Source organism: Paenibacillus riograndensis SBR5 (assembly GCF_000981585.1).
In the GTDB taxonomy this organism is placed as follows: domain Bacteria; phylum Bacillota; class Bacilli; order Paenibacillales; family Paenibacillaceae; genus Paenibacillus_AQ; species Paenibacillus_AQ riograndensis.
Map to the genome: position 1 here is coordinate 785,909 of NZ_LN831776.1, position 13,421 is coordinate 799,329.

General features: G+C 53.8%; 11 protein-coding genes and 1 pseudogene. 9 read left to right on the top strand and 3 right to left on the bottom strand.

All coding sequences use genetic code 11. The features are described from left to right. Positions 1-16: 16 nt before the first annotated feature. Both PRIO_RS03490 and PRIO_RS03495 read left to right on the top strand, forming a co-directional pair. Positions 17-790 carry an ABC transporter ATP-binding protein gene (locus tag PRIO_RS03490; protein WP_020428238.1) on the top strand — a complete coding sequence of 258 codons (774 nt, stop codon included), beginning with the start codon at positions 17-19 and terminating at the stop codon, positions 788-790. Continuing rightward, positions 787-2,037: an ABC transporter permease gene (locus PRIO_RS03495; RefSeq protein ID WP_020428237.1), complete on the top strand. Its 1,251-nt coding sequence runs from the start codon at positions 787-789 to the stop codon at positions 2,035-2,037. The genes PRIO_RS03490 and PRIO_RS03495 overlap by 4 nt, the downstream gene beginning before the upstream one ends. Positions 2,038-2,272: 235 nt before the next feature. Here the strand turns inward: PRIO_RS03495 and PRIO_RS03500 are convergent, their stop codons facing one another. After that, the gene (locus tag PRIO_RS03500; protein WP_020428236.1) at positions 2,273-3,544 is read right to left on the bottom strand and encodes a BaiN/RdsA family NAD(P)/FAD-dependent oxidoreductase; all 1,272 of its coding nucleotides are present in this window, start codon (positions 3,542-3,544) and stop codon (positions 2,273-2,275) included. A 246-nt stretch (positions 3,545-3,790) separates the two neighbouring features. On the opposite strand from PRIO_RS03500, the gene PRIO_RS03505 reads away from it, so the two are divergent. The 3 genes from PRIO_RS03505 (at position 3,791) to nadE (ending at position 6,964) form a co-directional block, all read left to right on the top strand. Beyond that, the gene (locus tag PRIO_RS03505) at positions 3,791-5,470 is read left to right on the top strand and encodes a two-component system sensor histidine kinase NtrB (protein ID WP_167345578.1); all 1,680 of its coding nucleotides are present in this window, start codon (positions 3,791-3,793) and stop codon (positions 5,468-5,470) included. A gap of 128 nt (positions 5,471-5,598) precedes the next feature. Continuing rightward, entirely contained in the window at positions 5,599-6,033 is a 435-nt protein-coding gene (locus PRIO_RS03510; protein WP_020428234.1) for a BrxA/BrxB family bacilliredoxin, read from the top strand. Positions 6,034-6,154: 121 nt separating this feature from the next. Continuing rightward, a complete protein-coding gene (gene nadE, locus PRIO_RS03515; protein ID WP_020428233.1) occupies positions 6,155-6,964 on the top strand; it encodes an ammonia-dependent NAD(+) synthetase in 810 nt (269 codons plus the stop codon). A gap of 71 nt (positions 6,965-7,035) precedes the next feature. On the opposite strand, the gene PRIO_RS03520 is transcribed toward nadE, so the two are convergent. Further along, positions 7,036-7,854: an alpha/beta hydrolase family protein gene (locus PRIO_RS03520; protein ID WP_020428232.1), complete on the bottom strand. Its 819-nt coding sequence runs from the start codon at positions 7,852-7,854 to the stop codon at positions 7,036-7,038. A 524-nt stretch (positions 7,855-8,378) separates the two neighbouring features. Here PRIO_RS03520 and acpS point away from each other — a divergent pair. Next, complete coding sequence (gene acpS / locus PRIO_RS03525) at positions 8,379-8,777, top strand: holo-ACP synthase (RefSeq protein ID WP_020428231.1); 399 nt, start codon at positions 8,379-8,381, stop codon at positions 8,775-8,777. A gap of 85 nt (positions 8,778-8,862) precedes the next feature. After that, a pseudogene (mutY, locus tag PRIO_RS03530) lies at positions 8,863-9,954 on the top strand (A/G-specific adenine glycosylase); the annotation flags it as partial. Between the two features lie 976 nt (positions 9,955-10,930). Here the strand turns inward: mutY and PRIO_RS03535 are convergent. Beyond that, positions 10,931-11,539 (bottom strand): superoxide dismutase, encoded by a 609-nt coding sequence (locus tag PRIO_RS03535; protein WP_020430610.1) that lies wholly within the window; start codon positions 11,537-11,539, stop codon positions 10,931-10,933. A gap of 588 nt (positions 11,540-12,127) precedes the next feature. Here PRIO_RS03535 and PRIO_RS03540 point away from each other — a divergent pair. Further along, positions 12,128-12,547: a GNAT family N-acetyltransferase gene (locus PRIO_RS03540; protein WP_020430611.1), complete on the top strand. Its 420-nt coding sequence runs from the start codon at positions 12,128-12,130 to the stop codon at positions 12,545-12,547. A gap of 241 nt (positions 12,548-12,788) precedes the next feature. Further along, positions 12,789-13,406, top strand: a complete 618-nt coding sequence (lepB, locus tag PRIO_RS03545; protein ID WP_020430612.1) for a signal peptidase I — start codon at positions 12,789-12,791, stop codon at positions 13,404-13,406. The last annotated feature ends 15 nt before the right edge of the window (positions 13,407-13,421 follow it).

The window sequence follows — 13,421 nt, forward strand, 5'->3', positions numbered from 1 at the left end:
GGAGATGGAGAGCTGTATGGAAGAAACAGAAGCGCCGCAGGGGCCGGAGCTTGAAGCGACCGGAGACAGTGAACAAGAGAGTGCGGAGCGGGATACCGTACTGGATGTCTATATTGAAGAGGCCGGTTATGAAGCCGGCGACAGGAGAATAAGCAATATCTCCTTCCAGGTGCAGCAAGGCCAGCTGCTGGGTTTAATCGGCCCGAACGGAGCCGGGAAGAGCACCACCATCAAGACGCTGCTTGGGCTGCTGAAGCATGCCAAAGCCCGGGTGAAGCTCGGCGGAGCGAACAAGTCCTATGCCTACGTGCCGGAACAGCCGGTATTCTATGAGGATCTGACACTGTGGGAGCATCTGGATCTGGCTGCTGCCGCTTATGGTTTGTCCTATGAGACCTTTGGGGCTACTGCCGAGAAGCTTTTATCGCAGTTTGGCATGGAACAAGTGCGCAATGATCTTCCGGCAGGCTTCTCCAAGGGTATGAAGCAAAAAATGATGCTGATGCTGGGTTTCCTGGTCCAGCCTGATATTTATATTGTGGACGAGCCGTTCATCGGGCTGGACCCGCGTGCCACCAAGGATTTCCTGCGGCTGCTGGAAGCGGAGCGTAGGCGCGGAGCCGGAGTGCTGATGTCCACGCACGTGCTGGACACCGCCGAGAAGATCTGCGACAGCTTTGTGCTGATCTCCGGGGGGAGAATGACAGCTACGGGTACACTGGAAGACATCCGCGCCCAGGCGGGATTGCCGGAGGCGTCGTTGTTTGATTGCTTCGATGAATTGACATGAGCAGAGAGGCATTTGCTTTTCCCACTGCCCCCAAGCTGTTCAAGCGGCGGCTATTCTCACACTTCCGCGAGCAGTCGGCAATCATCCGCACGGCTGCGGACTGGACGGTGCTGCTGTATATCATTATTCCCGGGGGTCTGCTGGGCGGGCGGTTTTACTATGGCTTCTGGAACCATGAGTTACCCGCCTGGACCGCAGCTTTGCCGTTTGCATTGATCCTCGCCCTGCTGGCTATTCTCATAGCCAACGGAGGGCTGGTTCTTCTGCTCCAGGAAGGGGATTTGCTGTTCCTCAGGCAGCGGGAGAACTGGATCAGAACGATTGTGCTGCGGGGAACGATCTACAGTCTGGCAGTTACATCTCTTAAGATGGCGGCTGTGTATGCCATACTGCTGCCCTTCATCGTGCGGGGCTACGGCGTTAGTCCGGCTGCGGCCTGGGCGCTGCTTGTTCTGACGCTCGCCTGCAGCTGGTGCGTTAAGCTGCTGGGGCATATTGTAAAAGTCCAGCGCCAGGGCTTCCGCCGCTGGCTGTGGCTGATTCCTGCGGTAACCGTACCCTGCGGCATCTATATCCGGGCCGGCTTGTTTTGGAAAGACAGCCCATCCCTGCTGCTGCTTGTAGCAGCGGTGTTAGCGGCGGTGACGGTCTGGGCCATCCGCTACCGCTTGCGGCTGAGCGGGACCTTCATGAATGATGTGCGCGAAGACTACAAGCAGCGGATGAGAATCGCTGCGCTGCTGCTGCGCGGGGTGCTCGATAAACCGCGGCCTACACGCTATAAACCGTGGATTTTCCGTAAATCGCAGCCGCTGCTGAAGTCCAAGACGCCGGAGAGCCGGTTTACAGCGGCGGCCATCAAGGCGCTGGTGCGGAACCCGGCCCATTTGAAGCTGTATCTGTCGTTTACCGGTGTGGGGCTGATCGCGGTGTTTATTGTTCCTTCCCTATTGAAGTGGCTGATCTTCGCCCTGCTGGTCGCGTTGATGGCCTACTGGCTGTCCTCCTTCTGGCTGCTGTTCTCCGGGGATGACTATATCGGGATTTTACCGTTCACCAAAGAACAGAAGGCAGTGGCTGGCTCAAAAACGCTGCCGCTGCTGCTGCTGCCGTTCTCCCTGCTGTGCTCGGCGGTAATCTGTACGCAGCTCTATGGCTGGCTGGGGCTGGTGCTGTTTATTCCTGTTGGCGGCATAGCCGGATACCTGATTGCCAATATGTTCAGCGCGTTCCGTTTTGCCAGATAACAGCCCCGGCCGGAAGTCCGAAGGTTCTCCAGAGTCACGGCCGGTCCAGACATTGGGAAATTTCAAATCCGGTTTTTGGTAATGAAATTTCCTGTTCTAATAAGCACACCCCGAGAGGGGGGAATGTATAATACCCGAACAAGCCAGCCTCCTGAAATAGGAGGCTGGCTTGTTGTTGGAGCGCCGCCGGCGGGTTTGCGCCGCACACGGACCGCTTTGCTCTTTCAAGTTCAGCTTATTTCCGGTACTGCTCTGCTGCATGCTTGCCTGCTGTATATCCTGTGGAGAAGGCTGCGGTAATATTGTATCCGCCGGTATAGCCGTGAATATCCAGTATTTCACCGCAGAAGAACAAGCCGGGCATCAGCTTGGATTCCATGGTCCGCGGATTAATTTCCTTCAGGTTGACGCCGCCGCCGGTGACAAAGGCTTCCTCCAGGGAGCGGGTGCCATATACCTGAACCGGCAACCGCTTCAGGAGGGCTGCAAGCGCCTGCAGCCCGCTTTTGGGCAGATGATGCCCGGTGGTGTCGCCATCCAGTTCCGCTTTGGCGAGCAGGAGGGGAATCATCCGCTCCAGCAGTAATCCCTTCAGTGAGTTGCGGAGCGCCTTCTTCGGCTCCAGCTCCAGCTTATTCTGCAGCTGTTCTTCCATCTCCTGCGGGTTCAAGTCGGGGAAAAGGTCAATAGACAGCTCTACAGTATCGGTTCCGGACTTGCGCTGGACCTGGCGCAGGAATTGGCTGCAGCGCAGCGCAATCGGCCCGGAGAGTCCAAAATGGGTAAAGATCATATCGCCCCGGTGGGCAATGACCCGCTTGCCTTTAGGATTCCAGACCGTGAGCGTCACATCCCGCAGGGACAGGCCCTGCAGCTCACCTGATTTGATCCACCCCTCCCGCGACAGGATGGGCACTTCCGTGGGGAACAGCTCCGTAATGGTGTGTCCGGCGGCTTCAGCCCATGGATAGCCATCCCCGGTAGAGCCGGTCTGAGGAACCGATTTGCCGCCGGTGGCAATAACTACGGCACTGGCGCTGAGTGTTCTGCCCGTGGTCAACCGGACGCCTTTCACACTGCCATTTCCATAGAGAACCTCCGCCACCGGGCTGTCCGTGATCATCTGCACGCCCAGACTGCGCACCTTGCCGATGAGTGCGGAAACGACGCTTGAGGCCTTGTCTGACACGGGAAACATCCGCCCGTTATCTTCTTCCTTCAGGGCGATGCCGAGATTCTCAAAAAACCGGATAATATCCAGATTGTTGAAATGATCAAATGCGCTGTACAAAAAGCGCCCGTTGCCGGGAATATGGGATATCAGTTCAGCGGTTTCCTTGGCATTGGTCACATTGCAGCGGCCGCCGCCGGAAATCCCCAGCTTCCGGCCAAGCCTGGAGCCTTTGTCCACCAGCAGAACTGCAGCTCCATGCTCCGCTGCTGCTACGCTGGCCATAAGCCCGGAAGGTCCGCCTCCGATAATAATTACATCATAGTTGCCGCTCATAAATCTGCTCCTTTACATGTTAAAGGCACGGTGCGATTTGCGCCCCCCTAACGGCATCATACCATTAAGGCCACGGCTGGGCCAGAGACCCGGACCTAGGCGCCGGGATTTACATTGTCAGGATAGCGCGTGTGTGCTTTAATCAATGTGAATAGGATAATTTGTCCAATTAGGGGAGTGATTTCAATTATTTATGCGGTAAAGGATATTTTATTGCAAATTACAGCGGCTTGCTCCTTTCTGTGCATGTTTAAATGGTGGATCGATCAAGGCCATATCGTGCGAAGGAACGGAAAGTTCCCAGACGACCAATCCTTTTTAATACTCAGCTGTGCGCTGAGCATTGTCTTCTGCATGTTTTTGTCCACAACCCTGTTTGGTGCAATCTATCTGAATTTAGCGATGATCCCCGCTTATATCGGTATCCTGTATGCCGGCTTCCGCTCGGGGATCAGCTTAGCTGTTTTTTTTATACTGTGCACTGCATTATTCTCGGAGCCTCCCGGCCTCAGCAATCTGGTGCTGAACACAGGCGTGCTGCTGTATCCGCTGCTGTTCGGCATGGCGAAGCCTTTTAAGAGCGAAAACATTATGGGCAAAATCTTCATTCTCTGGAGTGTGCTGTTTCCGAGCATGATGTTTATTGTCCTTGCGCCAAAAATGTATGGCCCCAGCCTGTACGACACCTCGCCCAAAGAAATGGCAGTGGCCTTGTTCTACCTGCTTGTTCCGGTTATCCTGGGAGGAAGCTTGTTATACTTTATTGAAACCGCTTGGGACAGGCAGCAGACTCAGGAGAAAATGAAAGGGATTTCGGAGAAATTCGAACGGGAATCGGAGAAGCTGCAGCAGATCACCAATGTCGTACCTGTCAGTATTATGCTACTTGACGATATGGGCTATGTGACGGAGATTAATGATTGTATGCTGGACCTCTTCCGGCAGCATGAGCCGGGCATTACAAGGGAGGCTATTGTAGGCCAGCAGGCAGAACGGCTGCTCCTCCAAGAGATTAACGGGGAGGCCCTAAAGCGTATGAAAGATAGCGGATTCAGCAAACAACGGTATAACGAGAAAGTGCAGTATGACTCCAGAACCTACAATGTATTTTCTGCGCCTCTGCAGCAAGGATTGGGAGGAGGATCAGGAGGCCGGGTTTTGATAGTCCAGGACCTGACCGAAGAAGAGAAGTTCCGCAGCGAACTGGACAATGTGGAGCGGCTAACCCTGGTCGGGCAGATGGCAGCAGGAATTACACATGAAATCCGCAATCCAATGGCCGTAGTCCGCGGATTTTTGCAGCTTATGCGGGAGAAAAGCCCCGGGGAAATGGACTCATATTATCAGATTGTCATAGAGGAGCTGGACCGGGCCAACGGGATTATTAATGACTTCCTCTCCCTTGCGCAGAGCCGGATTTCTGACAAGGAGCCTGTTCAGCTGCATCATATTATAAAAGAGCTCGCCCCCCTTCTGTGGGCCGACGCTAACCTCCGCGGCCAAAGCGTGGAGCTGAGATTATGCCCATCCCTTCCGCTGCTTCAGCTCAACCCCAGGGAAATCAAGCAGCTGATCCTTAACCTGGCCCGGAACGGGATGGAAGCGATGGAGCCTAAAGGGGAACTGCTTCTGGAAACGCATTTTAACGAGAATAAGGTGGAGCTGATTATACAGGATACTGGCAGCGGTATTCCGCAGAGTCAGCTGGAGAAGCTGTTTGTACCTTTTTACACCACCAAAAACCAGGGTACGGGCCTGGGCCTTCCGCTGTGCCTGAGCATTGCCGAGCGGCATCATGGCAGCATCAGAGTGGAGTCCCAAGTGGGGAAAGGCACGGCATTTATCGTTTCTTTTCCCTACGTGCAGGAGGGCAGGCAGCAGGCTGCCGCCACGAAGGAGCACTCTGATTCTCCCCCGCAGCCGTAGTGTTCCTGATCAGGGAAGATGAAGCGGCTGCCGCTTGCTTTCACAGAGTATGTATGTATAATAAAGTTAGTAAATCCTGCTGCAACGTGGTCTTACAAATATTCAAAGGATAAAGGAGAGTGCACAGAATGTCCATGTCATTTAATCAATATATGAAGGATTCCATCCAACCCATGCGCGATGATCTGACAAGCATCGGATTTAAGGAGCTGTTGACTCCGGAAGAGGTGGAAGCAGTGCTTCCTGACTCCAAGGGTACAACGCTTGTTGTTGTGAATTCGGTCTGCGGCTGTGCAGCCGGTCAATGCCGTCCGGGCGTGGCCCAGGCACTGCAGAATGAGATTCTGCCGGATCACCTGTACACTGTGTTCGCCGGTCAAGAGAAAGAAGCCACAGCCAAAGCGCGTGAGTACTTTGCACCGTATCCGCCTTCTTCGCCTTCGATCGCGCTGATGAAGGATGGACAGCTTGTTCACTTCATCGAACGCCATGGGGTCGAAGACCGTTCAGCTGCCGAAATTGCGGCTGAGCTGAAAGATGTATTCAACCGCCTGTGCCAATAAAATAAGGCTGGTCTTTACTTGAGTCTCGCAGGCTGCCGGTAGTCCGGAAGTCTGCGGGATTTTTTTGAAAATACAGGAGTTTATAGGTTTCACGCAAATCATCTGAAGCGGGGTGTAGTACTTGAGTATGCAGAGCGAAATAATTGCCGCCCTTGGTGTTAAACCCTCCATTGATGTGGAGGCTGAGGTCCGGAAACGGGTGGATTTTTTGAAAGCATATGTGCTGGAAGCAGGTGCGGGCGGTCTGCTGATTGCAATCAGCGGAGGGGTAGACAGCGCGGTTGCCGCAGGTCTGTGCAAACGGGCTACGGATGAGCTTACAGCCGAGGAAGGCAAAGACTATATGACGCTTGGTGTTTTTCAGCCTTATGGTGAACAGGAGGATATCGAGCACAGCTATGCGGTCGCTGAGGCGTTTGGTTTGACGCATAGGGCAGAGACCAACATCGAGGAAGCGGTCAACGAGATCGCCCTTGAGGTAGAGCACAGCCTGAAATCGCTTGGACAGCACCGCCACATCACTCATCAGGGGAAAGGCAATGTAAAAGCAAGAACACGCATGGTGATGCAGTATGCGCTGGCTTTTGAGAACAATCTGCTGGTAGTGGGGACAGACCATGCTTCCGAAGCTATAACCGGCTTCTATACCAAATGGGGCGATGGTGCCGTGGACATTACACCGCTGTCTTCGCTGAATAAGCGCCAGGTGCGCCAGTTAGCTGCATTCCTCGGAGTGCCTGCGGATATTGTCACCAAAGCGCCGACAGCCGGCCTGTGGCCGGGACAGACGGATGAAGCGGAGCTTGGCATCACCTATGAGGAGAACAGCGATTACCTGGAGGGCAAGACCGTCAGCCCTGAAGCGGCGAAGAAACTGGAGAATTTCTACCGGAGAACCGCGCATAAGCGCAATGTGATTCCCGGGATCTAAAAAAATGTGTTGCCCAACCGCCGGGGAGCTGCGTTCAATGCAGACGCTCCGGCGGTTTTTCATGATAACAGCTACTCCTCCAAAACCCGGGTGATAAAATCCCTGGAGGCGGAAATGGCCTGTTCCAGCTGAGGTGTGGTTCCGGTAAAAGGATGGACGGTGCCGAAGGTGTGATTGCCGCCCGGAATTTGTATCCATTCAATATCCGGCCGAAACCGGATCAATTGCTCTGAACCGCGCCGCAGCCGCTCGCCGTCCTCACTCCCCTGGATCAGGACCGCGGGGAAGGCGGCCTGCTTCATCCGCTCCAATATGTTGTAACGTTCTGCCTGCTGTTCCAGATCTTCTATAATGATGGCATCCAGCGGCATTTGCTGGCCTGTCCGTCCATTGAGGACGTGGGTCCGGCCCGTTTCCCTCATTTCACGCTTCTGCTCTTCTGTGAACAGGTCCAGATTGGTGGTCCCGTTCCAGGAGATCACACCGGCAAGTTCTGCAGGATGATCCAGTGCATAGAGCAGACAGTCGCCCCCTCCACGGCTGTGTCCCAGCAGAAAGACAGGCAGACTTCCGAACCTGTGATGCTGGCTCAGATAGGAGAGCAGAATCTCCATATCCTTGATCTCGCGCTGGTAGGTGTTGCGGGCAAACTTTTCAAGCTCGGTGAAATTCTGCAGATCTTCGCCGATTCCGGCATGTGAGAAGTTGAAGCTGATCACTTCATGCTCATCACTAAGGGCCTCTGCAACATAAGGGAACATTCCCCAATCCTTGAAGCCCTTGTAGCCGTGAGCGACCACAACAAGGCTCTTGGCTTCGCCTTGGGCCGGAAAATGTGAACAACGCAGGACAGCATCCTCTCCTGCGGGCAATTCGAAATTACGGGGCATAGGGCAGTCTCCCTTTCCTTGATATTCTAGTATCACAGCCGGGCTGTGTTCGAATCCGGTTCTAAACTGAAGGGCTTAAATATACCGGATATACCCATAAATAGACTTTAGCGGTTTTTTCTTTTAAGATAGCAGAATGCTGACGTTAAAACTATTATTAATATATAAATTGAACTTGAGAAATTAAGAATAAGAGGGAAGTTGGCGGAGGAGAAGTTTGGAACTGTAGGAGCGTTAGCGTTCGCCTTTGTAGCCGGATTTCTACCGCGAAAAGCGGTATGAATCAAGAAATCTGGATATGGGCAGCGGCTGGAAGTCCAAACATTCTCTGGAGTCACGACCCTTCCTAAATCAAAAAATTTTAAAGTTCAGTTTATATAGTTCAGGGTAAAGAGGCAGGCGGACTTTCTCTGTTATATGAGATTTCTGGCGCCTATAGGAAGATCATACCATTAGAAGCACGGTAAGGATAGAAGGGAATATGAGATGGTTAATGAATGTAAAGCCATGAGAGGTGTGGGATTGTGATTTACGGAATCGGGCATGATGTGCTGGAAATCGGGAGGGTTGCGGGTATTGCGAATGGCAGCCTGGGCAGCCGGTTCACCCGGCGGATTCTGACCGCGCAGGAGCTGGTACTGGCCGCAGGCAAAGGCGGGAAGGCGGCAGAGTTCATAGCCGGGAGGTTTTCGGCCAAGGAGGCGGTAGTCAAGGCGCTCGGGTGCGGAATCGGCCATACGGTAGGTTTTCAGGATATTGAAATTCTGCCGGACGCCTTGGGCAAGCCCGTAGCCTCACTGTCGGCTGAGGCCTGGTCCCGGTTGCGGCTGCCGGAGCAGGAGTATACCATTCATCTCACGATTACGCACAGCCGCGGTTTGGCTTCGGCGTTCGCGGTGGTGGAGAGGCTGCGCGGATACTAAGACCCACCCGGGACATACCCCAATAATCTATAGCCAGCCTTTGTGAACCGGGTGCAAGATTATATGAACGGCAAGGAGAATAACGATGACAATACATGAACAACAGAGTGAAACACAGCAGGAAGCCAAGTTATTCTTCAGCCGCTTCCTGCTGGAATGGTATCAAGGCCAGAAAAGGGATTTGCCTTGGCGGCGCCACCGCAACCCTTATTACATCTGGATTTCAGAGATTATGCTGCAGCAGACCAGAGTGGATACGGTAATTCCTTATTTTAACCGTTTTATTGAGCGTTTTCCTACGGTGGAATCACTGGCCGATGCCCCCGAGGAGGAGGTGCTGAAGTGCTGGGAGGGACTCGGCTACTACTCCCGGGCCCGGAACCTGCAGCATGCAGCCAAGCAGGTAAAAGAGCAATATGGCGGTCAGGTGCCCAATGACCGTGACGCCGTGTTTGGCCTCAAGGGCGTAGGCCCTTACACAGCAGGTGCCATACTCAGCATTGCCTTCAACCGGCCGGAACCGGCCGTGGACGGCAATGTGATGCGGGTGCTGTCCCGCTATTTCCTCATTGAGGATGATATCGCCAAGGGACCCACCCGTGTTGCGATGGAACGGCTGGCTGCAGAGCTGATCCCTGAAGGCGAAGCTTCGCATTTCAATCAGGCGCTGATGGAGCTTGGCGCGCTTGTCTGCACGCCGAAATCACCGCGCTGCCTTCCGTGCCCGGTGATGGAGCACTGCGCCGCGCGGCTGGCGGGCTGCGAAACTTCGCTGCCCGTCAAAACCAAGGCGAAGCCGCCGCGCCCCGAGGAGCGGCTGGCGGCCCTGGTGGAAGGCCGCGGCGAGCACGCGGGCCGGGTGCTCATCCGGCAGCGGCCGGTAAGCGGGCTTCTGGCCCGCATGTGGGAGCTGCCGCACTGGCCTGCGCCGCCTGCGGAGGGCGGCAGGGGCGGCGCGCTGCTGCCGGAGGCCGCGGCGCTGGACCGGCTGCGCCGGTCCCTGAGGCAGGCCGGGATTCCTGCCCGGCCGGAAGAGCACTGGATGGCTGCGGAACATACGTTCAGCCATATTGTGTGGACCCTGCAGGTGTACCGCTGCAGGGAAGAGGATGTCCGCGCGCTGCCAGTGGCGGCGGAAGGGCGGGCGGCGTACGCCGCCGGGCAATCCCCGGGTGCCGGGGATGCCGGCCGGCCAGCCGGCGCGGGCGGGCCTCAGGATTCGGCCGCCACCGGTATCAGCGGCGCAGGGCTGCCTGCCGCAGACAAGGATGCGCCGGCCTTGAACGCCGACGCGGGCAGTTCCGCCGCGTTAGCACCCGGCAGCGCCACGCCCGACTTGTTCAGTGCCGCTGGCACCTCAAACGGGCAGCCTGCTGTGGACGGCGGCTCTATAGAGCCGTTTGCGGACGGCAACGGCAATCCCAGCTTGTTCAGTGCCGCTGGCACCTCAAACGGGCAGCCTGCTGTGGACGGCGGCACCATAGAGCCGTTCGCGGATGGCAACGGCAATCCCGAGGATGGCGGAGCGGTACGGTGGATCAACCGTGAGGAAATGGCTAATTATGCCTTCCCGAACGTGTTTTTGAAGCTGCTGAACAGCTATTTCGATGAACAAAATGGATGATTTCTCTCAGATACTGTACAAAGTGCGCTTACAGTGATTGCTCTGCAGGCGGGGCCTGGGATCAGAAAACAAAAGGGCAGGATCGTGCGTGGGCTGCAGGAAAGAAGCGAAGTGGAATTAGGGAACTTAAATGGACGCAGATGCTTTCGGCAGAGGGAATAGTGGGAAAAAGTAGACTTAAATTAAGCGGATTTGTCCGAAAAAGCAGAAAGTGGCCAGATTAGGTGTCCTTTTTCCACCTAATGCTTGTGGAGAAGCGGAATGAACAGGAATTAAGTGCCCTTTTTCCACTTAAGGCCTGCCGCAGGGCTCATAGAGGGCGCCCCAGACAGGGGCTAGCCTAATAAGGCCTGCCGCAGGGCTCATAGAGGGCGCTCCAGGCAGGGTTAGACTAATAAGGCCTGCCGCAGGGCTCATAGAGGGCGCCCCAGGCAGGACTAGCCTAAAATCCAAAACGGCTGCACCGTCCATCATTGGACGGTGCAGCCGTTTTGTTCTGTTTCATGCAGCTGATTTATGCTGCTGAAGCTTATTTTGCGCTTTCGTAGCGTTTGCCGACTTCTTCCCAGTTGACTACGTTCCAGAAGGCTTTGATGTAGTCAGGGCGTTTGTTTTGATAGTTCAGGTAGTAAGCGTGCTCCCATACATCCAGTCCGAGGATCGGAGTAGCGCCTTCGCTGATCGGGTTGTCCTGGTTCGGTGTGCTGGTAACCGCCAGCTTGCCGTCTTTAACAACGAGCCAGGCCCAGCCGCTGCCGAAACGGGTAGTTGCCGCCGTAGCGAAATCCTCTTTGAATTTATCGAAACCGCCAAGCTCGCTGTCAATAGCAGCTGCCAGTGCGCCGGTTGGTGCGCCGCCGCCGTTCGGTCCGATGACTTCCCAGAACAGGGTATGGTTGGCATGCCCGCCGCCGTTGTTGCGGACAGCAGTACGGATCGCTTCAGGTACTGCGTTCAGGTCGGTAAGAAGCTCTTCAATGCTCTTGCCCTGCAGTTCGGGTGCCTTTTCCAGTGCGGCGTTCAGGTTCGTCACGTATGTGTTATGGTGCCTGTCATGGTGAATCTCCATCGTCAATGCGTCGATGTGCGGTTCAAGAGCGTTGTTCGGATACGGAAGTGCCGGTAATTGAAATGCCATGGAAAATCCCTCCTGAGTGGTATTTGAATTTGTATGGATAAAGAATTTTGGCGGCCTTGACGTCAAAATCCCTTATTTCCGATGTACCTTATAGGTTATGTACCCGATAAGATACTATTATTAAACCGTATCTGGAACAATAATGCAACACTAAACAAACACGAATGTTTAAAAAGTAATGAGGCTTTGAAACCTGACTGCGAGTGTCAACGCCGAGTTAAAACCGAAACGGCCGCCGCCGGCAGTTGTTTACACCGCCATAATTACCTTAATAAAGGATTTATGTAATTATATACAATGCAAACGCTTTAAATCAAGCGCTTTCAAAAGAAAATTGATGATATCGCTAGAAAAGTATGCTTTAATAGACTTAAAAGCAGGTATTCCTCGTTTTTTGAAGTTTAAAGAAGCTATAAACTGTTTAACATTAGGTTAATACTTCTTTAGCCGCTGAGAAGCAACTTCCCTGTTTGATTTCAGATAGCTCTTTGGGAATCATTCATTTGCTTTTCTTTTTCCTCTTTATGCCGTTACGGGAACTCCTTCTTTTTGTTAAATTCTAAGCCATAGAAAAGGGAGATTTAAAGAATGCACGTTCGTTCCTTTCAATTAAGCGACGTTACCTCTGTGACTGAACTGCTGCAGACCGCATTATCGGAAGAATGTTTCGAGAGCACTATCGAGCCTTTCTCCAGGCAGCTTTCATGGGACTCTGATCTCATTGTTGTAGCCGAGGATGAAGGGGAGATTGTTGGTGCGCTGATTGGTACGATCGAGAAGAATCACGGCTGTTATTTCCGCATTGCCGTCCATCCCGAATACCGCCGCAGAGGAATCGGCAGAGGTCTTGTATCGGCGATGGAACACAAGTTTCAGGCACGCAAGGTCAGCGGTATTTATGTGGCCGTCGACGAGCATAACTCATTTGCGCTGCCGCTCTATGAAGCTATGGGTTATAACGAGAATCAAATCTTCAAGTCGGTACGGAAGCTTAGCATTGTCGGGTAAGCGTTTTGATTCCGGTGCTGCGTAAGCGGAAACATTTTCTAGAATAGAGAACTACTGCGATTGTACGCCTGCAATGATTGCGAGAATTAAGAGTACATACTTTTAGTATTGGATGCGTGCTTGCATAGTCTGATTCATTATACTGAAGCATATCTTTCCAAGTCCATTGCAAATGGCCGGGAGATATGCTTTTCTATTGTTATGGGACTTGAATGACCAATGATAAGCAAGAAGGTGGCCTATGAACCGGGAGCTTGAAGAAGATTTCATGCGGAGCCGCAAGCACAGATACCGGTCCGTTACACACCGGAGAACCGGCTCCTTATCAGGAACAGGCTGGGTCCGCGATCTCCGGGATTGGCTGGTTACTGCTGCAATTGTATTTGCCTTGATGTCACTGCTCAATATTTTTGTGTTCAATGTCTCAACGGTTATAGGCCAGTCCATGCAGCCCACGCTGTTTGAGGGCGAAAAATTGATTATCAGCAAGATATCATTAACCTTTGCCAGTCCCAGGCGGAGCGATGTGGTTGTGCTGCATGACCCGAGCACCGGCCCGGACCGCAAGGAATATCTGGTGAAACGGGTCATCGGGATACCCGGCGACAGGATTGAAGTGCGGAACCACAAGCTGTACGTGAACGGCAAGCTTATCGGCGAGTCCTATGTGGACACGGAGATTCAGGACCCGGATTTTGCCGAGCTTACCGTTAAACAGGGAACCTATTTTGTGATGGGTGACAACCGGCATGCCGGGGCGAGCAAGGACAGCCGGTATTTTGGCGCCGTTCCGCAGAACCGTATCGTCGGTAAGGCTGCGTATATCTGGTGGCCTCTTAGCAAAGCAAATGCACTATAAGTGAAGGAGAAGGCG